20 protein-coding genes are annotated in these 24,058 nt (G+C 46.1%); 8 read left to right on the top strand and 12 right to left on the bottom strand.

Translation table 11 applies throughout. The features are described from left to right. Window positions 1-80 precede the first annotated feature (80 nt). The 3 genes from MHM95_RS01175 (at window position 81) to MHM95_RS01165 (ending at window position 4,383) form a co-directional block, all read left to right on the top strand. The gene (locus MHM95_RS01175; RefSeq protein WP_022944192.1) at window positions 81-521 is read left to right on the top strand and encodes a PA2169 family four-helix-bundle protein; all 441 of its coding nucleotides are present in this window, start codon (window positions 81-83) and stop codon (window positions 519-521) included. 186 nt (window positions 522-707) lie between these two features. After that, window positions 708-2,423 carry an AMP-binding protein gene (locus tag MHM95_RS01170; RefSeq protein WP_239383977.1) on the top strand — a complete coding sequence of 572 codons (1,716 nt, stop codon included), beginning with the start codon at window positions 708-710 and terminating at the stop codon, window positions 2,421-2,423. Between the two features lie 115 nt (window positions 2,424-2,538). Further along, window positions 2,539-4,383: an ABC transporter ATP-binding protein gene (locus MHM95_RS01165; RefSeq protein WP_239383976.1), complete on the top strand. Its 1,845-nt coding sequence runs from the start codon at window positions 2,539-2,541 to the stop codon at window positions 4,381-4,383. Window positions 4,384-4,451: 68 nt separating this feature from the next. Here MHM95_RS01165 and MHM95_RS01160 read toward each other — a convergent pair whose 3' ends face one another. The 9 genes from MHM95_RS01160 to lrp form a co-directional block, all read right to left on the bottom strand. Beyond that, the gene (locus tag MHM95_RS01160) at window positions 4,452-4,922 is read right to left on the bottom strand and encodes a hypothetical protein (protein ID WP_239383975.1); all 471 of its coding nucleotides are present in this window, start codon (window positions 4,920-4,922) and stop codon (window positions 4,452-4,454) included. A 23-nt stretch (window positions 4,923-4,945) separates the two neighbouring features. Further along, window positions 4,946-5,653, bottom strand: a complete 708-nt coding sequence (locus MHM95_RS01155; protein WP_239383974.1) for a hypothetical protein — start codon at window positions 5,651-5,653, stop codon at window positions 4,946-4,948. A gap of 226 nt (window positions 5,654-5,879) precedes the next feature. Beyond that, complete coding sequence (locus MHM95_RS01150) at window positions 5,880-6,299, bottom strand: MAPEG family protein (RefSeq protein ID WP_239383973.1); 420 nt, start codon at window positions 6,297-6,299, stop codon at window positions 5,880-5,882. Window positions 6,300-6,401: 102 nt separating this feature from the next. Beyond that, a complete protein-coding gene (serS, locus tag MHM95_RS01145; protein ID WP_239383972.1) occupies window positions 6,402-7,697 on the bottom strand; it encodes a serine--tRNA ligase in 1,296 nt (431 codons plus the stop codon). 8 nt (window positions 7,698-7,705) lie between these two features. Further along, window positions 7,706-8,089: a fluoride efflux transporter CrcB gene (crcB, locus tag MHM95_RS01140; protein ID WP_022944185.1), complete on the bottom strand. Its 384-nt coding sequence runs from the start codon at window positions 8,087-8,089 to the stop codon at window positions 7,706-7,708. Continuing rightward, window positions 8,076-9,359, bottom strand: coding sequence for a replication-associated recombination protein A (locus MHM95_RS01135; RefSeq protein WP_239384274.1), 1,284 nt, complete (start codon window positions 9,357-9,359; stop codon window positions 8,076-8,078). The genes crcB and MHM95_RS01135 overlap by 14 nt, the downstream gene beginning before the upstream one ends. Window positions 9,360-9,405: 46 nt before the next feature. Further along, window positions 9,406-10,050 carry an outer membrane lipoprotein chaperone LolA gene (lolA, locus tag MHM95_RS01130; RefSeq protein ID WP_239383971.1) on the bottom strand — a complete coding sequence of 215 codons (645 nt, stop codon included), beginning with the start codon at window positions 10,048-10,050 and terminating at the stop codon, window positions 9,406-9,408. Between the two features lie 9 nt (window positions 10,051-10,059). Continuing rightward, entirely contained in the window at window positions 10,060-12,687 is a 2,628-nt protein-coding gene (locus MHM95_RS01125) for a DNA translocase FtsK (protein WP_239383970.1), read from the bottom strand. A 124-nt stretch (window positions 12,688-12,811) separates the two neighbouring features. Next, window positions 12,812-13,291, bottom strand: a complete 480-nt coding sequence (lrp, locus tag MHM95_RS01120; RefSeq protein WP_022944181.1) for a leucine-responsive transcriptional regulator Lrp — start codon at window positions 13,289-13,291, stop codon at window positions 12,812-12,814. Between the two features lie 141 nt (window positions 13,292-13,432). On the opposite strand from lrp, the gene ald reads away from it, so the two are divergent. After that, a complete protein-coding gene (gene ald / locus MHM95_RS01115; RefSeq protein WP_022944180.1) occupies window positions 13,433-14,554 on the top strand; it encodes an alanine dehydrogenase in 1,122 nt (373 codons plus the stop codon). 265 nt (window positions 14,555-14,819) lie between these two features. Here ald and MHM95_RS01110 read toward each other — a convergent pair whose 3' ends face one another. Beyond that, window positions 14,820-17,039: a YraN family protein gene (locus tag MHM95_RS01110; protein WP_239383969.1), complete on the bottom strand. Its 2,220-nt coding sequence runs from the start codon at window positions 17,037-17,039 to the stop codon at window positions 14,820-14,822. Between the two features lie 364 nt (window positions 17,040-17,403). Further along, complete coding sequence (pssA, locus tag MHM95_RS01105; protein WP_239383968.1) at window positions 17,404-18,729, bottom strand: CDP-diacylglycerol--serine O-phosphatidyltransferase; 1,326 nt, start codon at window positions 18,727-18,729, stop codon at window positions 17,404-17,406. A gap of 261 nt (window positions 18,730-18,990) precedes the next feature. On the opposite strand from pssA, the gene trxB reads away from it, so the two are divergent. The 4 genes from trxB to infA all read left to right on the top strand — a co-directional run bounded on the left by trxB (window position 18,991) and on the right by infA (window position 21,701). Continuing rightward, the gene (gene trxB / locus MHM95_RS01100) at window positions 18,991-19,941 is read left to right on the top strand and encodes a thioredoxin-disulfide reductase (RefSeq protein WP_045978766.1); all 951 of its coding nucleotides are present in this window, start codon (window positions 18,991-18,993) and stop codon (window positions 19,939-19,941) included. A gap of 30 nt (window positions 19,942-19,971) precedes the next feature. Then, window positions 19,972-20,715: a leucyl/phenylalanyl-tRNA--protein transferase gene (gene aat, locus MHM95_RS01095; RefSeq protein WP_239383967.1), complete on the top strand. Its 744-nt coding sequence runs from the start codon at window positions 19,972-19,974 to the stop codon at window positions 20,713-20,715. Continuing rightward, a complete protein-coding gene (locus tag MHM95_RS01090; protein ID WP_022944172.1) occupies window positions 20,681-21,385 on the top strand; it encodes an arginyltransferase in 705 nt (234 codons plus the stop codon). The genes aat and MHM95_RS01090 overlap by 35 nt, the downstream gene beginning before the upstream one ends. A gap of 97 nt (window positions 21,386-21,482) precedes the next feature. Further along, a complete protein-coding gene (infA, locus tag MHM95_RS01085) occupies window positions 21,483-21,701 on the top strand; it encodes a translation initiation factor IF-1 (RefSeq protein WP_010560183.1) in 219 nt (72 codons plus the stop codon). A 68-nt stretch (window positions 21,702-21,769) separates the two neighbouring features. Here infA and clpA read toward each other — a convergent pair whose 3' ends face one another. Then, window positions 21,770-24,037: an ATP-dependent Clp protease ATP-binding subunit ClpA gene (clpA, locus tag MHM95_RS01080; protein ID WP_045978764.1), complete on the bottom strand. Its 2,268-nt coding sequence runs from the start codon at window positions 24,035-24,037 to the stop codon at window positions 21,770-21,772. Window positions 24,038-24,058: the final 21 nt, after the last annotated feature.

Raw genomic sequence — 24,058 nt, 5'->3', positions numbered from 1 at the left:
TAATGGTTTTTATGTATTCCCTCGATTTGGCACAAGCATTGCTCCTATTAAATCGAATTCAAAATTGAAGGAGCACAATTATGACAATGCAACGTTCAGAGAAAATCACAGACATTATCAAAGTACTAAAGGGTGGCATTGATTTTTACTCCGATGCCAAAGACAACATTGATAGTAATGATGTACGTACCGTGTTCCAAAACATGATCGATGAAAAGCACAAAGCGGTGACCGACTTGCAACCCTTTGCCATTGAAGAGCAAGGCGAAATTGAAACCGGCTCAGACACCCTGGTAGATGTACGTAAAACCTACACTAAGGTGATGAGCGCAATTAAGAGCAACGAAGAGCATACGTACATCAAACACCTTGAAGAGGTTGAAGATAAAGTGCTTGAAGAGTTCGACGATGCACTAGAAGAGTCGCAGCCACCTCAGTGCGCACAAGTTCTTTCTCAGCTTCGTGAACGCATGCAAATTTGCCACGATAAAATGAAGGCACTGCAAGAAGCAACGAGCTAAATTATTTCTCTCCCCAAGACGATGTAGCGGGCCCATGGCCCGCTTTTTTATGTCGACAAAAACTAAACCTTTAGTCTAATTCCAACAGAAACCACCTCAAAATAATGGAAAGTGTCGACACTCTGTGCTTGATTAGGTGTTGAAGAACCTAAAATGACAACATCTATCCGGGCAAGGAGGCAGTCAATGCCGCAACAACAAGACAATCACTCCCCTTCACTACCGTTAACGTTGAGCCAGTACCACGGCTCATTTTCAACGCCGCTTAGCGAGCGAACCATCGCCGAGCACCTAGATTATATTGTCGACAAACACCCAGACAATGAGGCGATTGTCGTTCGCCATCAAGGGATCCGTTGGACTTACCGCCAGTATTTACGGGAAATAGAGCGCCTCGCTGCGGGCTTACTCGCTCTAGGTGTGCAGCCAGGGGATCGGGTTGGCATTTGGTCACCCAACAATATTGAATGGCCCTTAGTGCAATTCGCAAGCGCCAAAATTGGCGCCATTATGGTGTGCATTAACCCCGCCTATCGCCCTCATGAATTGGCCTTTGCCATTAACAATGTGGGTGTAAAATACCTGGTGATGGCCGAGCAATTTAAAGCATCAAACTACGTTGACATGATCTACCAGCTTGCACCGGAATTAAAAGACGGTAGCAAAACCACCCTGCAAGCGCTGCCCACTCTAGAGCAGGTAATTATTCTCTCCGAGCAACCTTTTGCCGGCATGACATCATTTAAGTCGGTTCAACAACTGGGCGAGGATGCGCACTACCAGCAAATGCGGGTTATTGAAGCGCAACTTCGACCCGATGACGCCATTAATATTCAATTTACCTCGGGCACAACCGGAAACCCCAAAGGCGCCACGCTCTCGCACCGCAATATTTTAAACAACGGTTTGCTGGTTGCCCAAGCGATGCACTTTAATGATAAAGACAGACTGTGTATTCCAGTGCCCCTGTACCATTGCTTCGGCATGGTGCTGGGCAATCTAGTGTGTTTGGCCAGCGGTGCCTGTGCGATATTTCCAGCCCCCTCGTTCGATGCAATCAGCACCCTAAGCTGCGTTGAGCAAGAGCGCTGCACGGCGCTCCACGGCGTACCAACGATGTTTATTGCGCAATTAGAACACCCCGACTTTCAGCAATACGATCTCAGCACCTTGCGCACCGGAGTCATGGCCGGCAGCACCTGCCCGCAAGAATTGATGCGCAAAGTATACAGTGATTTTCATATGCGCGAGGTGGTGATTGGTTACGGGCAGACCGAGTGCAGCCCCATCAACCATATTACCCAAACCGACGCGCCAATTGACAAACAAGTGCAAACCGTGGGCCGAGCTATGGCGCACACAGAAATTAAAATTATTGATGAGCGCGGCCAAATCGCTGCCGTTGGTAGCCCGGGTGAAATTTGTGCTCGCGGCTACTGTGTGATGCAAGGCTATTGGGGCGATGAGGCGAAAACCAACGCCACCATCGACGCTGAGGGCTGGCTACACTCTGGCGATTTAGGGGTAATGGACGAACAAGGTTATGTGACCATCGTTGGCCGTATTAAAGATATGATCATTCGCGGTGGCGAGAACATTTACCCGCGCGAAATAGAAGAAGTGCTGTATTTGCACGACGCTGTCAGTGATGCGGCGGTCTTTGGTATCCCCGATGATAAATTTGGCGAGCAAGTATGCTTGTGGCTCAAAGCGAAGGACAACAGCGATATTGATGAGCCGCAAATTCGGGCCTACCTAAAAGATCAACTCGCCTATTTTAAAGTGCCTAAGTATATTCGTATCGTCGAGGAATACCCGATGACGGTCACCGGGAAATTACAAAAGTTTAAAATGCGCGAAATGATGCTTGCAGAGCTCAATGAGCAAGCGCAAAGCGCGTAGCTAGGAGTCGACATAGTCACCACAGTGGTGCAAAATTAGCACACTCGTTGCGCTAGGTTTTACGCCGCAAAATCGCTACACTGACGCCTTAAATCAGTTAGTTATGTGTGGTGCTATGCTTTCCTTTTTCGAAAAACTAACCGCCCCTTTTCCCGAGCGCACAACAACCGCGCCACCAAAGGGATTATGGGCTTTTTGCCGTTATTACACCCAAGGCATGGGCTGGCCGCTGGCGGTGATGTCAATCAGCGCCGCCTTATTAGCCATTGTTGAAGTTTCGCTATTTAGCTTTATGGGTCAACTCGTTGACTGGCTTGGACAGACAACCCCGGAACAGCTGTTAAGCACCGAAACCGATACGCTTTGGTTTATGGGTCTGGTCACTATCGTGCTGTTACCTATTTTAGTGTTTGTTCACTCAGCCGTTCTCCATCAAAGCTTGCTCGGTAATTACCCCATGGCCATTCGCTGGTTGGCGCACCGTTACCTGCTGCGCCAAAGTGTGAGCTTTTATGCCGATGACTTTGCCGGGCGCATTGCCACTAAGGTGATGCAAACGTCGTTGGCGGTAAGGGAAACCGTCATCAAGCTACTGGATGTCGCGGTGTATATTGTGGTGTATTTTTCCGCCATGCTGTTCTTTGTTGGCCAGGCAGATTGGCGCTTAATGATGCCAATTTTAGGCTGGCTTGTAGGTTATATTGCAGTGCAGCGTTATTTTATTCCGCGCCTTAAAGCGGTCGCCGAGCAACAAGCCGAAGCCCGCTCGCAAATGACAGGCCGTATTGTTGATAGCTATACCAATATCGCCACTATCAAACTCTTCTCTCATTCATCGCGGGAGGAGCAATATGCTCGTGAATCGATGGAGCTGTTTTTAGACCCTGTGTATCGGCAAATGCGTCTGGTCACTAAATTACAAGTGAGTGTGCAGCTGCTTAACTATGGTTTGGTGGCGGTGATTGCAGCATTGTCGATTTACCTTTGGTCCATTAGTTTAATCAGCGTCGGCGCCATTGCCATTGCCGTTAGTTTAGCACTTCGCCTTAACGGCATGGCGCAGTGGATTATGTGGGAAGTCAGCGCCCTGTTTGAAAATATCGGCACCGTTGCCGATGGCATGAACACCTTAACGAAACCCATAACCATAACCGACGCAGAGGATGCCAACACGCTGAAGGTGACCCATGGGCGCATCGACTTTAATAACATTACCTTTAATTATGCCAAGCCAATTACCCCGTCACACCCACCGGTGCTCGATGGGCTATCTCTAAACATTGCTGCTGGCGAAAAAGTTGGGGTTGTTGGTCGCTCTGGCGCCGGTAAATCAACCTTAGTTAACCTGTTATTGCGCTTTTATGATGTTGAGCAAGGACACATTCGTATTGATGATGCGCCGATAAACCAGGTGACTCAGGAAAGCCTGCGCCAACATATCGCTATGGTGTCACAAGACACCGCGCTGCTGCATCGTAGCGTACGCGAAAATATCGGTTATGGCTTAGCCGATGCCACGGATGAGCAAATCATCGCCGCTGCGAAAAAGGCTGAGGCATGGGATTTTGTTAGTGAACTGGAAGACAGTCATGGCAACAAAGGGCTGGATGCGCAAGTGGGTGAGCGCGGCGTCAAGCTATCAGGTGGCCAGCGCCAGCGTATCGCTATTGCTCGCGTACTGTTAAAAGACGCTCCTATTTTAGTGCTCGATGAAGCCACATCAGCTTTAGACTCTGAGGTAGAGGCAGCGATTCAAGCGAGCCTAGATACCTTAATGGAAAATAAAACCGTTATTGCCATTGCCCATCGCTTATCAACCATAGCGCAAATGGATCGCTTGGTGGTGATGAACAAAGGCCATATTGTTGAGCAAGGCACACACCAAGAGCTTATCGCCCAAGGGGGGATCTACGCCCAACTGTGGGCCCATCAAACCGGTGGCTTTATAGGCACAGACTAATAAACAAGGGGCCATACAAGGCCCCTTTTTTCTCAGTTTGAATATCGCTAGGGAATAAGGTTAACGCATTAACTCTCGTTTACTAACTTTGCCTCAACTAGAAATTCATAAAGCCCATTGGTTATAAATCGACCATAACTATCCTGAGTGAAACTTTCACCATCATAAACCCGACCTACAACAAAAAAATACATTTCATCTTTCTTCGTAAATGGAACCATAAGGTTCAAACCTATGGTCTCGTCCTTTGTTTTAATTTTGATATATAGTTTGATGTGTTTGGGTGGTTTATTAGCAATTGATGATTGCTCTGCACTAGCAATAGCATGAATTAATAGCTCTTTTGATTGAGCAGAATTCAATGCTAAATTTGTCACATTGATATTATCAGAATTTATCGCTTCGATTGAGACTATGTCTTCAACGGTTAGATTACTAAATTTTTCTAGCTTATTTGCCCCTTCTGATTTATCCCAAAAATAACCAAACCATCCATAAGCAATATAAGCGACAATTAAAACAGCTAAAACTTTCCTCAACAGCGAATCCTTACTTTGAAGAGCTAATGCCTGTATACGGCTGCCAATAATAAGCCTATCACTACTGCTACAATAAGCCATTTAACTTTGTTGGTACCTTTGGGTTCATTTAAAGAACTGGGTAACTCCGCAGGAGAAGAAGAACGTTCATTGATGCCTTTTATAAATTCTTCGTCTCGTTCCATCCTTTTGGCTTTAAGTTTACATTCATACTCCCGCCAAACATCATTATGCATTTTGTGTAACGTCGTATGCTGTTCTGGCTCACCCCAAAGCTCGGAAAGCCACTTTACATCAGTCTTGTTTAGCAATTCTAATTTGTTGTAGCCGAGCGATTTATATGAAAATGGGAGCCCCTTCAATTTCTTACCGGGAACAGATTCGACTACATTGTAGCCGGGCTCTTTCAATACATTTGAATAAGGTATTGAAAATGAATTAACTGCCGCGAGCCAATATAAAAGTGCCAACTCTTCTTCATATTCAATTTTCTGCTTACGCTTATCTCGAATCAAAGCTCTCGTAGCAAATGCGGCTTCTCTAAATGATGCAGGCAAAGGCAAGTTTTCTATAGCCAACGCCAAACGTTTTTCGGGAGCGTCTCTAAGTTTTTTTATACGATCAGCCCAAAATTCACCTTCTTGTAGTTCTTCTCTGTGGCGCGACCAAAAATCAACAGCATGCTCATCTGCATCTAAATCTGTTTCCGTTTTATGCCATGCTTCAGTCATCGAGCTTTCCTTCAAGGCTAACAGTTTATTAGCGGCTTATATTAGGCACGATACTTAAAGAAGGTGGAATTTGCCACAGGCCCCAAACCGCTTTAATAAAAAAGCGAGTGAGTTCACCCCACCCGCTTTCAGTATGCCTCTATCTCTAAGACATTTCACCCGCTTCAAGCTCGTAGATTCTACTGCTCACAGCATTAACAATTAAATACACCCCACCCCCAAAAGATTAAAAGAATAAGATTTCCAGTGTGAGTAGCACGAGCATCACGATATTCGCGAGCCAGCCGATCATAAAGAAATAACTCCGGGGGCTGGGGTTGGATTCGGTGGCAATCACGTAGTAAAGCAGCATATGAATGACTCTAGCGGCGACGAATACTGCGCTGGCTATAGCGAAGATGGGCCCTGACACCCCCAAGTGCAGACCGACTAAGGCACAAACGATATACAGTGGCGCGTTTTCTAGCGTATTTTGAAACGTTCGGTGGGCACGAAAGATAAATGAGTCATGAGACAGGTTATCATCAATTTTTCCTGGAATAGCGTTATCGGCCCTCGCCTTTACGATTGATGCCACAAACCACTGCGCTACCAACATCCAGGCAAACAACACCAATGACACCAAAATAACCGCAGAATAGTCCATACTTTCTCCTTGTAATTTGCTTTGTATTAGCTACGGTCAAGGCGTATGGTGCGATCAAAAAAGGCCGCTAAAAATGCGGCCTTTTCAATAAGCTACTAATATTTACTCAGCACTGATACGCTCTAACCCACCCATGTAAGGGCGCAGCGCCTGTGGCACTTCAATACTGCCATCCGCCTGTTGGTAATTCTCCAAAATAGCCACTAACGTACGGCCCACGGCTAACCCTGAACCATTGAGTGTATGCAGTAGTTCCGGTTTTTTCTCGCCCGCACGGCGGAAACGCGCTTGCATACGGCGCGCTTGGAAGTCGCCCATATTTGAACAAGACGAAATTTCGCGATAGGTGTCTTGTGCTGGCAACCACACTTCTAAGTCATAGGTTTTCATTGCACCAAAGCCCATATCGCCGGTACACAACACTACTTTACGATACGGCAACTCAAGCGCCTGCAAGATTTGCTCGGCATGAGAAGTTAGCTCTTCCAGTGCCTGCATTGAATCTTCAGGTTTGACCAATTGCACTAACTCAACTTTATCGAACTGGTGCTGACGAATTAAGCCCCGCGTATCGCGGCCATAGCTGCCTGCTTCACTGCGAAAACACGGAGTATGTGCAGTCATTCGTACTGGCAGCTCTTTTTCTTCAAAGATTTCGTCACGCGCACAGTTCGTCAGCGGCACTTCAGCGGTAGGGATCAGGCTAAAGCCATCATCGTGCTCACCCAGTTTCTCTGTGTGGAATAAGTCTTCTGCAAACTTAGGTAGCTGACCCGTGCCTAACAAACTGTCTTTATTCACTAAATAAGGCACATACATTTCGGTATAGCCGTTTTTATCAGTGTGCGTATCGAGCATAAACTGCACCAACGCGCGATGCATGCGCGCGATTTGCCCACGCATTACTGTAAAGCGGGCACCCGAGAGCTTCACCCCGGCTTCAAAATCCAGCCCTTTATCCAGCGCTTCGCCTAAATCAACGTGGTCTTTGACCTCAAAATCATAGCTCTTTGGCTCACCCCAGCGGCTAACCTCGACGTTATCGTCTTCATCGTTGCCTGCTGGAACATCTTTTGCTGGCAAATTAGGCAGGCCTAAGGCAATGTCTTTTAATTCATTGAGGACGGCATCTTGCTCTTTTTTGGCATTTTCGAGCTCATCACCTAAGTTGGCAACGGCATCCAATAAAGGTTGAATATCTTCACCCTTCGCCTTCGCTTGACCAATGGCTTTGGAACGGGAGTTACGCTCGCTTTGTAATTCTTGCGTTTTAGTCTGTAGCGCTTTACGTTGTTCTTCGAGTTGTGCCAGTTTCGCTACGTCTAATTCAAAGCCACGTGCCTTTAAACGGGCTGCTGTTTGCTCTACGTCCTGACGAAGATACTTTGAGTCTAACATGTGAGTTTTTAACCTTTTTGCGTTGTTAGCATGAGGCCTATCCAAGCCATAAATATACACATCCCCACATTAAGGAGGACGTTTAACGCCACTTTCAACCACTGCCCTTGCTGAAGCAACAACAGCGTATCCATGGAAAATGTAGAAAATGTTGTCAGCGCGCCCAAAAACCCGACTCCGAGTGTGACGCGGTGCGGATGCGATAGCATTTCGCGATCCAACAGGCCATATAATATGCCCATTAACAATGAACCGAGAATATTAACCGCCAGCGTGCCAAAAGGGAATCCCTTAGGCAGCAGTTTTAGTGCTAATTCACTTATACCAAAGCGGGCGCAGGCACCCAAGGCCCCGCCAATGGCAATAAAAAAGTAGGTACTAAGAGCGCTCATAGCGCTTCCTGTCGCTTTGCGCATCACGCTCTTGCAAATAAGCAAGCTTATCACTAATGCGTTTTTCTAAACCACGATCGCTCGGGTGATAATAACGGCTGTCAGCAATCTCCTCGGGGAAGAAGTTCTCGCCTGCTGCATAGGCTCCCGGCTCGTTGTGGGCATAGCGATAATCCTCGCCGAAGCCCTGCTCTTTCATTAATTGCGTGGGCGCATTGCGGATGTGATAAGGCACATCGAGATGGGCGGTCTCTTTAGCATGACGTTTCGCCTCATTAAAGGCCATATATACGGCATTGCTTTTCGGCGCACTGGCTAGGTATAAGGTGGCTTGAGCTATGGCACGTTCGCCTTCGCTGGGGCCAACGCGGTGAAAAATATCCCAAGCATTCAGCGCCACCTCCATCGCTTTGGGATCTGCATTGCCGATGTCTTCGGTAGCAATCGCTAATAGCCGCCGCGCCACATACAAGGGATCGCCTCCGGCGGTGAGAATACGGCAATACCAATACAATGCCGCGTCCGGAGCGGAGCCGCGCACTGATTTATGAAAAGCAGAAATCAAATCGTAGTAATGATCGCCCCCCTTATCGTATTGGGCAACCATTTGCGGCGCGACTTGCTTGAGCACCGCCTGATTAATACAGCCTTGGTGTTGCTGCGCCAAATTTGCCGCCACTTCCAGCAAGTTAAGCACACTGCGAGCATCGCCATTGGCGCTGTGGCACAACTGCTCAAGGCTATCGGGCTCGATGGTCACACCTTGCTGGCGAAGAATGTCATCCTGTTGCAGGGCCTGATTCACTACTGCCTGCAAATCTTCTGCTGACAGCTTTTTTAGCGTGTACACTCTGGCGCGCGACAGCACGGCGTTATTCAGTGCAAAAGAGGGGTTCTCTGTGGTGGCGCCAATAAAGATGAAGGTGCCGTTTTCAACATGCGGCAATAGTGCATCTTGCTGCGACTTATTAAAGCGGTGTACTTCATCCACAAACAATAAGCTGCGTTTGCCTTGTTGTTGCAGCAAGTCGCTGGCACTGGCAACGGCCTCACGGATATCTTTCACCCCTGCGCTGACCGCCGATAACTCCAAAAACTGGGCATCACTGTGGTGCGCAATAATATGCGCCAGCGTGGTCTTACCGACCCCAGGTGGCCCCCACAAAATTAAGCTGTGACAGTGGCCACTTTTAATGGCTTGGTACAAGGGTTGCTCTGTGCCTAATATGTTGCTTTGGCCGATGTACTGATCCAATGTGTGTGGGCGCATGCGCGCCGCCAACGGGCGCACATCGGGGGCAAAATCTAGGGAGAAATTATTCGCCACGGTTTATCTCGGCTTGTGGCGCTCGCTGATCATCAACAAACACGTGCTCAGGAATGGTAAATTCAAACACGCTGTCATCAATATCAACATTGCGCTTGGGCGCATCAAAATGAAAGTGTGAACGCTGACCTGATTGGTCAAGCACCTCAAGCGCCGCAACTTGTTGCTGCTCATCAAAATGCAACGTCAGCTTTTCTACTTGCGCATCTTCAGTATTTTTCGGGGTAATCTCAAAGCCGGCTTCGATTTGCTTGATACTAAACTGCTGCCACAACTCGTCATCTTCTGTGGTGAGCAGAATAAACGGCGTATTATCAATTAGTTTAGAGGTATCCAGTACCGTCACTTGCTCGGCGAAAGGGTCAAAGTAATAGCTATCAACCCCGTTGGAGACAAACAAGGTTTCGTCTGGTTGTTGTTGCTCCCAACGAATTTTCCGTGGTTGCTCTAGTTGCAATTTGCCTTTACTTTCACTCACTAGCTGCCCCTGCGGGTCAAATACTTGCTGTGAAAAAGCCGAGCTGAGTGAGTCCAAATCCTGCAGCTGTTGTTGCAGCATCTGTGCGTCGTCGGCAAAAACCGTTGATGAAAACAGGGCGGCACTTGCCACTGCACTGTATAAAAATTGTTTCATATTACTTCCTTAGCCAGCGTTATTCTTAACTAGCACTTCGCGGGCGCCATTATGGCCGGGCGAACTGACTAAACCGGAGTGCTCCATTTGTTCAACCAATCGCGCAGCGCGGTTATAACCAACACGCAGTTTACGCTGTACACTTGATACAGACACACGACCACTTTCAATAACAAAAGCGCAGGCCTCGTCATACAATGGGTCTGATTCATCGTCGCCGTCTTCGGATGTTTCCCCTGGCAGCAATACGTCTTCGACGGCGTCACCATTGAGTATTTCATCCACATAATCAGGTTTACCTCGGGCCTTCCAATCACTCACAACCGCGTGAACCTCATGGTCGTCAACAAAGGCGCCATGAACACGGATTGGCACACTGGTCCCAGGTGGCAAATACAGCATGTCACCCATGCCTAAAAGATGCTCGGCCCCTTGTTGGTCAAGAATAGTGCGCGAGTCTATTTTTGAGGACACCTGAAACGCCATACGTGTAGGGATATTGGCTTTAATCAGGCCGGTGATCACATCCACCGATGGACGCTGTGTAGCCAATACCAAATGAATGCCCGCAGCCCGTGCTTTTTGTGCGATTCGGGCAATGAGCTCTTCCACTTTTTTACCAACAATCATCATCATATCGGCGAATTCATCAATCACCACGACAATGCTGGGTAACTTGTCTAGCTCTTGCGGCCCATCAGCCATGCCATCTGTATCTTTGAACAAAGGATCTAAAATAGGTTCCCCTGCGGCTTTAGCATCAAGCACTTTTTGGTTGTAGCCCTTCAGGTTACGCACTCCTAAAGCCGACATCAGTTTATAGCGGCGCTCCATTTCACCAACACACCAACGCAGTGCATTGGCCGCTTCTTTCATATCGGTAACCACTTCACACAGTAGATGTGGGATCCCCTCGTACACCGATAACTCCAGCATTTTCGGGTCGATCATGATCATGCGCACATCTTCTGGCGGCGATTTATATAGCAAGCTTAAAATCATCACATTAACGCCCACTGACTTACCTGAGCCAGTGGTACCCGCTACCAACAAGTGCGGCATTTTGGCTAAGTCTGCAACCACAGGTTGCCCGGCAATGTCTTTACCTAACACCATGGTTAGTGGCGATTTATTTTGCTCAAACTTAGGGGCATTGATCACTTCTGATAAGCGCACGATTTCGCGGTGTTTATTAGGCAGCTCAAGGCCAACATAGGTTTTCCCCGGGATCACCTCAACCACACGCACACTGACCGCAGATAACGAGCGCGCCAAGTCTTTCGATAAACCAGAAATTTTCGCGACCTTTACACCCGGTGCTAAATCGAGTTCAAAGCGTGTAACTACCGGGCCGGGATAAACCCCTACAACGGACGCTTGTACGCCAAAATCTTGCAGCTTGCTTTCAACTAACCGAGAGACAGCCTCGAGCTCTTCTTCAGAAATGGGGTTTTTCTGTTTATCCGGCCTATCAAGTAAATCCAACGAAGGAAGCGGCTCCATGGGCGGCTTTTCTTCTAATAGCTGTTCGAATTTCTCTTTGGCTGTTGGCGCTTTTGTGTGTGCCACTGTGGTTGTTGCCACTGAATTAGTGGTTTCTTTGTGCGCTGATGCAACAGCCGTATTTGCCGCTTTATTTTGGGGCTGTGTATTTGGTGTCGCCTCGGTGGGCGCTTGGTCTAGCTCGTTGAGCGCGCTGACGGTATCAAAACCCTCATCATCAATGGCGCTAAAATTCATTTCATCGCCGAGCATGGCATCGATATCATCAAATGCCGGATGTTGTTTAGGCGCCTCTTTAGTAGCGCTCTGCGTATCACTGTCACTGCTTTGTTCTTGCCAAGACTCTTTCTTTGGTTCAGGCGCAAACATAGCCGCAGCTTTATCTAACAATGATTTGTCTTTATCGGCTTCAACTTCTGTGTCGGCGTTATCGCTTTGGATTTCAAGCTTTGGTTCTTGAGCGCTCTGCGTCGCTTCCACTTGTGGATTTGGCTCATTGGCCAAGCTGCGCTGCTCGGCTTCTGCAAACTCACTTTGGTATTGGCCGCGTTTGCTTTGCAACCACTGCCAAACAAACAAGGCCGCTTTCATAACATACGCGCCCAAGGTATCAACAAATTGAACCCAAGAAACACCTGTAAGTAAGGTCATGCCGGCAAAGAAAAAGCACAGTAATAGGATTGAGGTACCCGTGAAATTAAATGCTGGCATCATCGCACCGGCAATAACATCCCCCACTACCCCACCGGAAGAAAAATAAAAAATATCGTCAAAATTAATGGAGCTAATAGCGCAAGCGCTCAATGTAAACAGCACTAAGCCGATGAGGCGCAGCGCCAAAGTAACATAATCTAAGCTAAGCACTCTGTGGGGGCGTTTAAAAACGAGGTACCCAAACAGTTGAATGGCTGCGGGAACTAAAAACGCCAACCAACCAAAACTAAATAATAAAATATCCGCCACCCACGCACCCGCTGTGCCGGTGATATTTTTAACATCGACAAACTCACCTGTTTGCGACCAGGACGGATCGGCTGGGTCAAAACTCACCAGCGCACACAAAATAAAAATGGCTAGCGCGGTGCTGACTATTAAGCCAGTTTCAAGCAGTCTTTGGACACCATTTAGGCGCATATTCCATTATCCTTATTCTTTCTTTCGATACTACAGCGCATTACTCTTACCTTATCAATTCTCAGCTGAATATGCACTGGGTTTATAATCAGTAATTGTAATCGGCACGAGCATTAACGGGCCCTTAAGGAACTTGTGGACGGATAATTAATGCCTCTTCACCTTTTACTTCTTCCATGACCACATAAGTACGGCTTTCGCTGATATTGGGTAGCTTCAGCAAAATATCGCCAAGCACCTGACGATACTCAGACATATCGGTCACTCGTGTTTTCAGCAAAAAGTCGAAATTCCCTGATACTAAGTGGCATTCCACAATCTCATCGTGCTTTTTTACCGCTTGGTTAAATTCGTCAAACACATCGGGAGATGTTTTGGTAATGGTCACTTCCACATACACCAGCAGCGCCTGACCGAGCTTGGCGGGGTCGACCACCGCTTTGTAACCACGAATATACCCTTCACGCTCAAGTTTTTTCACGCGTTCCAAACAAGGGGTCGCACTTAGGCCAATTCGTTTTGCCAATTCAACGTTGGAAATACGGCCATCCCGTTGCAATTCGACTAAAATTTTACGGTCGATGCGGTCTAGTTGTGTATACATAGTTAATGAAAGTGGATTTATCTAATTTTACTTTGATTTAAGTGTATTCAACTGGCTTGAAAATGTAAAACAGTGAGACACACTATTTGGGCATAAGTACAATAGTGAAAAATTTTCCTGTTCACAAAAGGTATAGTAACTATGATTATTGGTGTACCAAAAGAGATAAAAAACCATGAGTACCGTGTTGGTATGATCCCAGCCAGCGCGCGCGAACTTATCAACCATGGTCACGAAGTCATTGTTGAAACGAATGCTGGTTTAGGCATTGGTTTTACTGACGAAGATTACATCGAAGTAGGCGCAAAAATCTTACCAAACGCGGCAGATGTGTTCGCCCAAGCAGAGATGATCATCAAAGTAAAAGAGCCGCAAGCTGTTGAGCGTGCGATGCTACGCCAAGATCAAATCTTGTTTACTTACCTTCACCTAGCGCCAGATTTACCACAAACTGAAGACCTAGTGAAAAGCGGCGCTATCTGTATCGCATACGAGACCGTAACCGATGCTAAAGGCGGTTTACCGCTACTTGCGCCAATGTCAGAAGTGGCGGGTCGTATGTCTATCCAAGCCGGTGCTCAGGCACTTGAAAAGTCAAAGCAAGGCCTTGGCATGTTGCTTGGTGGCGTACCGGGTGTTGAGCCTGCTAAAGTTGTGGTTATCGGCGGTGGTATGGTTGGCCGTAACGCAGCCCAAATGGCTGTCGGCCTAGGCGCTGATGTGACCATTTTAGACCGTAACGTTGACGTACTACGTAGCCTTAACGCTCAGTTTGGTTCTCTTGCTAAAGTAGTGTATTCAACTGCCGACGCGCTAGAGAAGCACGTACTGGATGCCGACTTAGTGATTGGTGGCGTACTTATCCCAGGTGCTGCAGCACCTAAGCTTGTGACTGCTGAGCACATCAAAGCAATGAAACCTGGTGCCGCAATTGTTGACGTAGCTATCGACCAAGGTGGTTGTATTGCGACTTCGAAGCCTACCACTCATGACGAGCCAACATACATTGTTGATGACGTAGTTCACTACTGCGTTGCGAATATGCCAGGTGCAGTACCACGTACATCAACCTTCGCGCTTAACAACGCGACATTGCCGTACATCATCAAGCTGGCTAACAAAGGCTACAAGCAAGCACTTCTTGAAGACGAGCACTTCCTAGAAGGCCTTAACGTCATCAAAGGTAAAGTAACTTATAAAGAAGTTGCTGAAGCATTTGATATGGAATACCTTGACCCACGCACTGCGGTTGAGAGCCTATAACGACAAGTTATAAGTAACTAAATATAAAGGGCAGATACATTATCTGCCCTTTTTTATTGCCGATTAACAACTGTTCCCGATTATCTACGACCCTACCCCGAATAACGCGAAGCTTGTAAGCCATTAATCATATAGCTCTATACTCAGTGACTGTTAATTAAGAGCAAGTATGAGACCGGTCGGAGGCGGTCGGACACACTCGTTTTGGACAAAAGTGAGTTACAGGTGAACCGTAAATTGATAGCCTAGAAATTATCTAGATTTCTCAGGAGTTATCACAATTAAAATGTTCTGCACTTTCCCAGACTTTAGAATGCTCTATAACTTCTAGAAATTCTTTGCCACTAAACCCATTTTCGTACAGTGAGTGCGCTTCGGAAACAAGGTTCACCTCCTCACCTGACGCTAGTGATGACCGGAGTTTTTGTTCTTGGTTACATAAGAAGTGGGCATTGTCGGCTAATGCAATAAGAAGCTCTTCTATTGTTACTTTCATAAAACCTGAAAAATACTCATGGTCAAATTCAATGGATGTGTCGGCAATAAACCCAACTACGTTGGGAGTTTCGGTAGTTAACTTTAAAGTTTTTCTAAGCTGATCATCTATTTGAATCTCCCTTATTATTGCATCAACTTTCTTCCTCACTTGTATACCTGCTTTGCGTAAAGTTTTATCTCGATGATAAAAGATTTCAGACTTAGTCGTTCTGCAATACGTAGATTTAACTTCGATAACAATCACGATGTTATCTATTACACAAATTAAATCTATTTCCCCAGCTTCTGATCCTCCACAGCTTTTAGCGGTAAAGTTTTTTAACACTGAGAACCCTCTGAGCTTGAATTCATCACCTAGCTGGTTTTCGATTCTTGTTGTCTCATCCTTCAATGAGCTACGTTGGTTTGCAAATCGGCGTAGATTATTTACAGTATTAACTGAACTTATTTGAGCTGACATTAGCCAAGGGAGTTGAACACAATAACTACCTATTTTAAAGACAGGTTTTTCGGTTAGTTGTTGAAGTTCAATGGGCGGTGAGGCTTTCAAAAGCGCACTGCCTTTTTTCAAATCAAGGCACCAGAAATCTAAAATTGCTTTAGCTGCATTGATATTGCCATTAGGGAAATCATCCGATACCGTCCAGCCGACAATACTGTTGACCTTATCTTTCCAAAGCGACCATGTGATGGGGAATCGATTTTGTCCTGTCGTTAGTCCTTGTATGGCAACTAATCCAATGGCTTTCTTCCAATCACCTACCTCTGCATACTCTCGATCAAATGCTTCGATATACTCCTTGAAATAAAAAGATATCATTAGCTCTTGAGCTAGTAGTGCTTGAAACAGATTGACGTTGAATCCTGAACTAACAGTCACGGATGATGTAAATCCATACACTCTCTGAAGTTCAAGTAAACTTGCTATTGCTTTGACGTAAGCTAATTGGTTTCTTTCATGGTTCTCACTTGTTCCAATTTGTTTGGATGCCATACCAGAATTTATGAACTCATCTACTGCTAAATTAAACCAATAACCCTTAAGCGCTTTTTGTCGATTTCCATTCCGCTCCCATGTATCGTCTAAATCACTATCTAGATGCGTCAATGTTAAACGTTCATTTTTGACCGAAAAAAGAAGCGAATCATCAAAACAGAATGGATAAACACTCTGAGATATAAACTCATCAAGTTCCACTTGAGCTTGCACTAATTGACTGAAAACCTCTAAAAAAGCCTCTGCTCTAGAATTATCTTCATTTGAAGGAAAAATGAGAGGAGCAAGATATTTCTTTAAAGACTGTGAAATCTTTAAATCGTTTAAGGTAAAACTTTCTTTTGATACATGTCTCAGCTTCCATTGCATTAATTTTGTTAACGCTCTTATCTGTGAATCTGCACTTATGAGCCCACCGTCAAACGAAACAGCCTGTTCCTTTAAGTGTTTAAATGAGTAAGCAGCAGATAATGACATCAACTCAAACAAAGTTAAAGTCTGTAACGGTTCGCTGAATTCCTTTACTAAATTTAGCCTGTCTTTATGTGCTGATTGGAATGCTTCGCATATAGTGATGAGTTCTACTAGTTCATGTGGGTTTTGATTGGCTAGTGTTCTAATCTCGTTCCACTTTGCATGCTCTTTCTTTAAAACCAATTGAGAACGACGAATTGCAGTACGAATAGTCACTGGAGACTCTGCGTAAATCTTAGTCATTAAGTTGAAGTTTTTGGCGATATCCTGTGCGAAATAGCGTGTTAACGCGAGTATGAAAATATCAGTTTTATATGTTGATAGTGGGATGTCAAAAACAAACTTTGAGTTCCAAAAGGATTCATCTCGGTTTGGTTGGGGTTTTGTTTTCCTTTTCTTTGAAGATTTTCTGTAAAGATATGCTTCGATCACAAGCTTGTATGGACAATAACTATGCTCTCTCTCCTTTAAATCTAAGAAAAGTTTATCAAAGTAATTAAGTTCACAATCTAACATCAAAGATTCCATTCAGTATATAGTGTTATGCCATTTCACTAACCTAAACCATTGCACAATGAAGAGGAACCAGTAAGCTATGTGGTTCCCTAGACACACTTATGGCAGAAGCAGAAATAGGGAAATACTACCAGTCCTCGTTGCTATCTGAGCTAGCTCGAACACGTTTTGGAGCATAAAACGAGTTACGCCTGAAAATCTGATTTTGGCGCTGAATCGACCGTCGCACCAAATACTATATCGCTATAACACCCCTATTGTTCCCCCGCACTCGGGTAACAATAAACGGGTTACAACAGCGATTGCGCAAACAAAAAAGCAGCTCATTATAAGCCGCTTTTGAAAGCTATAAGCCTAAGAGAGTTTAAATAAAGCGCTTAACGACAAAGTCCACTTTGACGCGCTTAGCCTGTCCAAGAATCTTTTGCACTGGCTCTGGATAATCAGCCATTTGCTCCAGCTCTTTATAGCTGTTCAAGCGAGTACAATGTTGCATAATCGCCTGCTTTTCTTGCTCAATCGCTGCAACCATTTGACCGTCTTTGTCATCAATAAAAATGCCGTTTTCGATATCCAGACCCCAAGCTCGAGGATTAAGGTTATGACCACTTAATAAGTGGTAGCGCTTGTCGCTGCATATGCCCTTTAAGTGAAACGAGTTGCTATCATGTTTCCACAAGTACACATTAAGATTACCCGCTTCGATGAAGCGCTTTTGGTTTTTTAGGAACTTGGCCAAAATGGTTTCGTATAAATAAGGCAGTGCCCCTACTTTCGAAAAGCGCTCAGTCGGAGGGATGTAAAAATCATTGGCGGTTTTATCACCGACAACAATGGTTACTTGCTTACCTTGACGTAACAGCCTGCGTAGCGCTCTTAACAGCGGCGTCGGGAAATTAAAGTAAGGAGTATAAAGCACAAGCTCATCATCGGTAATATCAAACAGTTGCTTGATTAAACGGTTAAGTTTGTTGTTGCGCCGCCCAAGCCCAATAAAGGGACGTACGGTTAAGGGGGCATGACTGTCTTGGCTGCTCTGGCGATAACTTGCTTTTTTCAGTGCCCTGACTAATTGCTTGTGCTCAGCTTTAATGTCGACAAAGGCTGGAATTGGCCGTTTGTCTAAACGCGGCACGGCGTTAGAGGCGATTAAGGTCTGCTCTACAAACTCGACAAAGGAATCACTTAATTGTGCTTGCTTGATAACAAAATACCGGTCTAAGCGATAGCGCTCGAAATAATGTAGATAAACGTTATTTAGGCTCGCTCCGCTGTACAGCAAGGTGTCGTCGATGACGAAGCCTTTTAGATGCAGCACCCCAAACAATTCCTTGGCTTTCACCGGCACGCCGTATACTTGCACGTTGGAGCCGCTTTGTTGCAAGCTTTGGTAATACAAAGCCGCATTGCCCTCGCTTTTGTCGGCACCAATGAGCCCACGCTGAGCACGATGAAAATCGACCAGTACTTTTACTTCCAACTCTGGGTTTTGGCGCGATGCGTCATGCAATGCATCAAGAATTTCCCGACCCGCTTCATCATCTTGAAGGTACAAAGCGGTGATATAAATACGGTGTTTAGCCGAGGCAATCAGCTCAAGCAGTCGCTGCCGGTAGCTTTTTGCATCAAGTAAAATATCAATGTCTTGTTGTTCGAGCGCATAGCCCGCTTGATGTTGCCAAAAATACATGAGGCCCTTATTTTTCTGCGTCGCCGGGGGCGCACCCTCGGGGCGAGTTTATAATTGCCCTAGAACATAGCAAAAAAAATATCACAGGTCATGAAATAACGGTTTGTTATTCGTTATTTGCTGTAATAACGCACAAGTACAGATTTTTTGACATCCTGCGGTTTTAGCGCTGAGTTATGTTTGCAAAATTGTTTACTTATGGATTGTTTTTCTTAGAATCACCCGCATAACTATGTTCACATGAATTAATTGGAAAGTTGTATGAGCGCCAAACACTGTAAATTACTTATTCTTGGCTCCGGCCCAGCGGGATACACCGCAGCCGTTTATGCCGCCCGTGCTAACCTTAACCCTGTGCTGGTTACTGGTATTCAACAAGGCGGTCAGTTAACCACGACCACTGAAGTTGAAAACTGGCCTGGCGATGCCCACGGTTTAACGGGTCCGGCTTTAATGGAGCGTATGAAAGAGCATGCTGAGCGCTTTGAAACTGAAATTGTGTTCGATCACATCAATGAGGTGAATACCCAGGTTCGTCCGTTCGAACTCAAAGGTGACAGCGGTACGTACACAGCCGATGCGCTGATCATCGCCACCGGTGCATCAGCAAAATACCTTGGCCTTGATTCAGAAACGGCCTTCCAAGGCCGTGGCGTGTCTGCGTGTGCGACCTGTGACGGATTCTTCTACAAGAACCAAAAAGTGGCTGTTGTTGGTGGCGGTAACACCGCTGTTGAGGAAGCGCTGTATTTGTCTAACATTGCCTCTGAAGTTCACGTAATTCACCGCCGTGATAGCTTTAGAAGTGAGAAAATCCTTTCTGATCGATTATTAGAAAAGGCTGAAAACGGCAATGTAACTATCCATTGGAATCGTACACTTGATGAAGTTTTAGGTGACGACATGGGCGTAACAGGTGTGCGTATTAAAGATGCCAATTCTGACGCCACCGAAGAGCTTGATGTAATGGGCGTGTTTATTGCGATTGGCCATAAGCCGAACACCGATATGTTCCAAGGCCAGTTAGAAATGAAAGACGGTTATTTAGTTGTTGAATCAGGCCTAAATGGCAATGCTACACAAACCAGTGTGGAAGGTGTTTTTGCTGCCGGTGACGTGTCTGACCATATTTACCGCCAAGCAATTACCTCTGCTGGTACAGGCTGTATGGCGGCGCTCGATGCCGAGCGTTACCTAGATAACTTAAAATAAGTATTGATGGGGCTACGGCCCCATTATTCTATGACTCAATATTTACATCACTTGGGTAGCATTGACGAAGGCTTCCCACACCCGAATACTGCGCTAGAGAACCCTGATGGCCTCCTTGCTATTGGTGGTTGCCTTAGCCCTTCACGCTTAAGCGATGCGTATCGCCAAGGTATTTTTCCTTGGTATAGTGAAGGTGAGCCTCTTATGTGGTGGTCTCCTAGCGAGCGCGCCGTCATCGAACTTGATGATTTCCACGTTAGCCGCAGCCTGCGTAAAAGCGCACGCAAACTTGCTATCAGCGTAAGCGTAAATCAGTGTTTTGCTGAGGTTATCCATCAGTGCAAAGTACAACGCATAGCGCAAGAGGGTACTTGGATCACAGATGCGATGGAGCACGCATATATCCAAGCTCACCATCAAAACCTAGCCCATAGCGTTGAAGTATGGCAAGGCCCCCGTTTGGTTGGCGGACTTTATGGCATTATGCAGTCACGCGTATTTTGCGGTGAGTCGATGTTTTTTCGCCAGCGGGACTGCTCCAAATTAGCGATGTGGGCGCTGGTGGAATTGCTCAAGCAACATGGTGGAGATTTTATCGACTGCCAAATGATGAACCCCTATTTGGCGCAGTTGGGGGCAACTCCCCTACCCAGAGAGGATTTTTTAGCTAGACTTAAAGAGAGTGATCAATATCCCATTGATTTGTCTTTTTGGCGAGCACGACAACTAGAGTCTCCTTATGGCGCAGCACCTTCCCATAAAAATAGGCCTTAGCCAACGTTTTCCTTGTAGTTATCTTGATGAGCAAGAAGAACAGCTGTTGGTTATTCTTGATCCCTTATGTTATACCCCGCAAGGGTTTGAAGCGCTCTTGCAACATGGCTTTCGCCGTAGTGGTGAACAAATATATCGACCCCATTGCCCCAGTTGCACGGCCTGTGAATCGGTGCGCATATTAGCCAGTGAGTTTACACCTTCACGTTCGCAAAAGCGTAAGCTTAATAAAGTCAAAGAGTTTGCCGTGCATGTGAGTCACTTTGAGCGCCCTGAATACTACCCGCTGTACGAGCGCTATATTAATGAGCGCCACAGTGATGGCAGTATGTATCCCGCTGAGCGCAGTCAGTTTGAAAGTTTCTTACTGTGCAAGTGGATGAACATCGCTTTTATTGAGCTTTGGCATCAAGAGCGCTTGATTGGCGTTGCCGTTACCGATGTTATGCCCAACTCCTTGTCTGCTATTTATACTTTTTTTGATCCTGACTATGAGGCGCTTAGCTTGGGAAGCGTGATGATCCTCAAACAGATAGAGCATGCCCAGAAGCTGGCAAAAGACTTTGTCTATTTGGGATATCAAATCGATGATTGTCGCAAGATGCGCTATAAATTGCAGTACCGACCAGCGCAAAGATTGCGTGCAGATGCGTGGATTGCCGTCGAATGAGCACAAATTCGACAAATTCAGTGCCTTGGCTTTACTTATTCGTTGCTTTTCGGCACAATCGCATGCGTTTAACTATCACAGAGGTGTTACGCTAGATATGGCGAAAGAAGACGTAATTGAAATGCAAGGGACGGTACTTGATACCCTACCTAATACTATGTTCCGTGTAGAACTAGAAAACGGCCACGTAGTTGTGGCGCATATTTCCGGTAAAATGCGTAAAAACTACATTCGTATTTTGACTGGTGATAAAGTAACTGTGGAACTTACGCCTTACGACTTAAGCAAAGGCCGCATCGTTTTCCGCGCGCGCTAATTTGCCAGCGAAGCCAGTTTAGCAAAAAGCCCAGCAAGTGCTGGGCTTTTTGCTAAGTGCTAAGCACATTAGGCGGGGCTAAGCTCTTCAGAGTAGTTAAATTCCAGTTTATCGTTTTTGACATCCACTTTCACATCGCCGCCATCAACGAGCTGACCAAATAATATTTCGTTAGCCAATGGTTTCTTAACTTGCTCCTGTATCACTCGCGCCATTGGCCGTGCCCCCATGGCTTTGTCATAGCCTTTATGTGCCAACCAAGTGCGTGCTTCGTCGGTCAGTTCAAGGTTGACTGATTTCTTATCAAGCTGTGCTTGCAGCTCTACCAAGAATTTATCAACCACTTGCAAGATCACCTCGGTATCGAGATGGTTGAACCAAATGATATTATCCAAACGGTTTCTAAACTCTGGCGTAAACACCTTGTTGATTTCCGCTAACGCATCATGCGATGAGTCTTGCGTGGCAAAACCAATGGAGTTTTTCACCGTTTCTTGTACACCCGCGTTGGTGGTCATCACTAAAATAACATTACGGAAGTCCGCCTTACGGCCGTTATTGTCGGTTAGTGTGCCGTGATCCATAACCTGCAACAGAATATTGTAAATATCACTGTGTGCTTTTTCGATTTCATCGAGCAGCACAACAGCATGTGGCTGCTTGATCACCGCATCAGTCAACAGCCCTCCTTGCTCGTAACCAACATACCCAGGCGGTGCGCCTATCAAGCGACTTACGGCATGGCGCTCCATGTACTCAGACATATCAAAGCGGATAAATTCGATACCTAAACACGTGGCCAACTGTTTAGTCACTTCTGTTTTACCCACGCCCGTTGGACCGGCAAATAAGAATGAACCCACCGGTTTATCCTCATTGGCAAGGCCCGAGCGCGACAAGCGTATCGCCGAAGATAAAGCCTCAATTGACTGATCTTGACCGAACACCAACATTTTGAGGTTGCGGTCGAGGTTTTTAAGCACTTCTTTGTCGCTTGAAGACACACTTTGCTGCGGAATGCGCGCTATCTTAGCGATAATTTGCTCGATATCGGCAACATTAATGGTTTTCTTGCGCTTAGATACAGGCTGCAAGCGTTGATTTGCCCCCGCTTCATCAATGACATCAATGGCTTTATCAGGCAAATGACGCTCATTGATATATTTTGCACTTAGCTCTGCCGCCGCACGCAGTGCCTTTTGCGTGTAGCGTATGCCGTGGTGCTCTTCATAACGTTCTTTCAGACCATTAAGAATCTTTGCAGTGTCTTCAACGCTCGGCTCGCTCACATCTATTTTTTGGAAACGACGCACTAAAGCGCGGTCTTTTTCAAAAATATTCTTAAACTCGTTATAGGTCGTCGACCCCATGCAGCGAAGCTCGCCACTTGAAAGCAATGGCTTAATTAAATTCGATGCATCCATGACGCCGCCCGATGCTGCGCCGGCACCAATAATGGTGTGGATTTCATCAATAAAGAGAATGGCCCCAGGTTCTTTTTGAAGCTGTTTGAGCAAACTCTTTAAACGTTTTTCAAAATCACCTCGGTACTTAGTACCAGCAAGCAAGGCACCCATATCAAGGGAATAAACCACGCCATCGGCGATAACTTCAGGGACTTCATTGTGAATAATACGATATGCCAACCCTTCGGCTATGGCCGTTTTACCCACGCCAGCTTCGCCGACCAATAACGGGTTATTCTTTTTGCGCCGACACAACACTTGAACGGTACGCTCCACTTCTTGATCGCGACCGATCAGCGGGTCTACCTGCCCTTTTTCTGCCTGCACGTTGAGGTTAGTGGTATATTTGTCGAGAATATTTTGCTCTTCCGACGCTTCACCACCCATTTCCTCGTGAATTTCTTCATGATCACCGAGTTCTTCACCCTCGTCGTCCATGCGCGAAATGCCGTGGGAGATAAAGTTCACTACATCGAGGCGATTAACGTCGTTTTTCTTCAATAGGTAAACGGCCTGGCTCTCTTGCTCAGAGAAAATAGCAACCAGCACGTTTACGCCTGTGACTTCACTTTTCCCGGACGACTGCACATGAAACACGGCACGCTGTAAAACGCGCTGAAAACCAAGTGTTGGTTGGGTTTCCCGTTCTTGTTCAAGATCTGAGATGACCGGCGTTGTTTCATCAATAAACTCAGATAATTCGTTACGCAACAAACTCAAGTCAACACCGCAGGCAATGAGGGCTTCATTCGCGGATGGATTATCTAGTAATGCCAGCAGCAAATGCTCCACCGTCATAAACTCATGGCGGCGTGTGCGGGCTTCTTTGAACGCGTTGTTCAAGGTAATCTCTAGATCTTTATTTAGCATTGGCAACCCCCAAAACTTTCA

The sequence above is a fragment of the Pseudoalteromonas sp. CnMc7-15 genome, from assembly GCF_022347925.1.
GTDB classification, from domain to species: domain Bacteria; phylum Pseudomonadota; class Gammaproteobacteria; order Enterobacterales; family Alteromonadaceae; genus Pseudoalteromonas; species Pseudoalteromonas ruthenica.
The sequence above is the reverse complement of the archived record's forward strand: the minus strand, read 5'-3'. Positions and strand labels throughout refer to the sequence as shown.

What these genes read in the sequence shown, in the direction of transcription:
- MHM95_RS01175 (WP_022944192.1), top strand. Translation starts at nt 81, where the DNA reads ATGACAATGCAACGTTCAGAGAAAATCACAGACATTATCAAAGTACTA.
- MHM95_RS01170 (WP_239383977.1), top strand. Translation starts at nt 708, where the DNA reads ATGCCGCAACAACAAGACAATCACTCCCCTTCACTACCGTTAACGTTG.
- MHM95_RS01165 (WP_239383976.1), top strand. Translation starts at nt 2,539, where the DNA reads ATGCTTTCCTTTTTCGAAAAACTAACCGCCCCTTTTCCCGAGCGCACA.
- MHM95_RS01155 (WP_239383974.1), bottom strand. Translation starts at nt 5,653, where the DNA reads ATGACTGAAGCATGGCATAAAACGGAAACAGATTTAGATGCAGATGAG.
- MHM95_RS01150 (WP_239383973.1), bottom strand. Translation starts at nt 6,299, where the DNA reads ATGGACTATTCTGCGGTTATTTTGGTGTCATTGGTGTTGTTTGCCTGG.
- serS (WP_239383972.1), bottom strand. Translation starts at nt 7,697, where the DNA reads ATGTTAGACTCAAAGTATCTTCGTCAGGACGTAGAGCAAACAGCAGCC.
- crcB (WP_022944185.1), bottom strand. Translation starts at nt 8,089, where the DNA reads ATGAGCGCTCTTAGTACCTACTTTTTTATTGCCATTGGCGGGGCCTTG.
- MHM95_RS01135 (WP_239384274.1), bottom strand. Translation starts at nt 9,359, where the DNA reads ATGCGCCCACACACATTGGATCAGTACATCGGCCAAAGCAACATATTA.
- lolA (WP_239383971.1), bottom strand. Translation starts at nt 10,050, where the DNA reads ATGAAACAATTTTTATACAGTGCAGTGGCAAGTGCCGCCCTGTTTTCA.
- MHM95_RS01125 (WP_239383970.1), bottom strand. Translation starts at nt 12,687, where the DNA reads ATGCGCCTAAATGGTGTCCAAAGACTGCTTGAAACTGGCTTAATAGTC.
- lrp (WP_022944181.1), bottom strand. Translation starts at nt 13,291, where the DNA reads ATGTATACACAACTAGACCGCATCGACCGTAAAATTTTAGTCGAATTG.
- ald (WP_022944180.1), top strand. Translation starts at nt 13,433, where the DNA reads ATGATTATTGGTGTACCAAAAGAGATAAAAAACCATGAGTACCGTGTT.
- MHM95_RS01110 (WP_239383969.1), bottom strand. Translation starts at nt 17,039, where the DNA reads ATGTTAGATTGTGAACTTAATTACTTTGATAAACTTTTCTTAGATTTA.
- pssA (WP_239383968.1), bottom strand. Translation starts at nt 18,729, where the DNA reads ATGTATTTTTGGCAACATCAAGCGGGCTATGCGCTCGAACAACAAGAC.
- trxB (WP_045978766.1), top strand. Translation starts at nt 18,991, where the DNA reads ATGAGCGCCAAACACTGTAAATTACTTATTCTTGGCTCCGGCCCAGCG.
- aat (WP_239383967.1), top strand. Translation starts at nt 19,972, where the DNA reads ATGACTCAATATTTACATCACTTGGGTAGCATTGACGAAGGCTTCCCA.
- MHM95_RS01090 (WP_022944172.1), top strand. Translation starts at nt 20,681, where the DNA reads ATGGCGCAGCACCTTCCCATAAAAATAGGCCTTAGCCAACGTTTTCCT.
- infA (WP_010560183.1), top strand. Translation starts at nt 21,483, where the DNA reads ATGGCGAAAGAAGACGTAATTGAAATGCAAGGGACGGTACTTGATACC.
- clpA (WP_045978764.1), bottom strand. Translation starts at nt 24,037, where the DNA reads ATGCTAAATAAAGATCTAGAGATTACCTTGAACAACGCGTTCAAAGAA.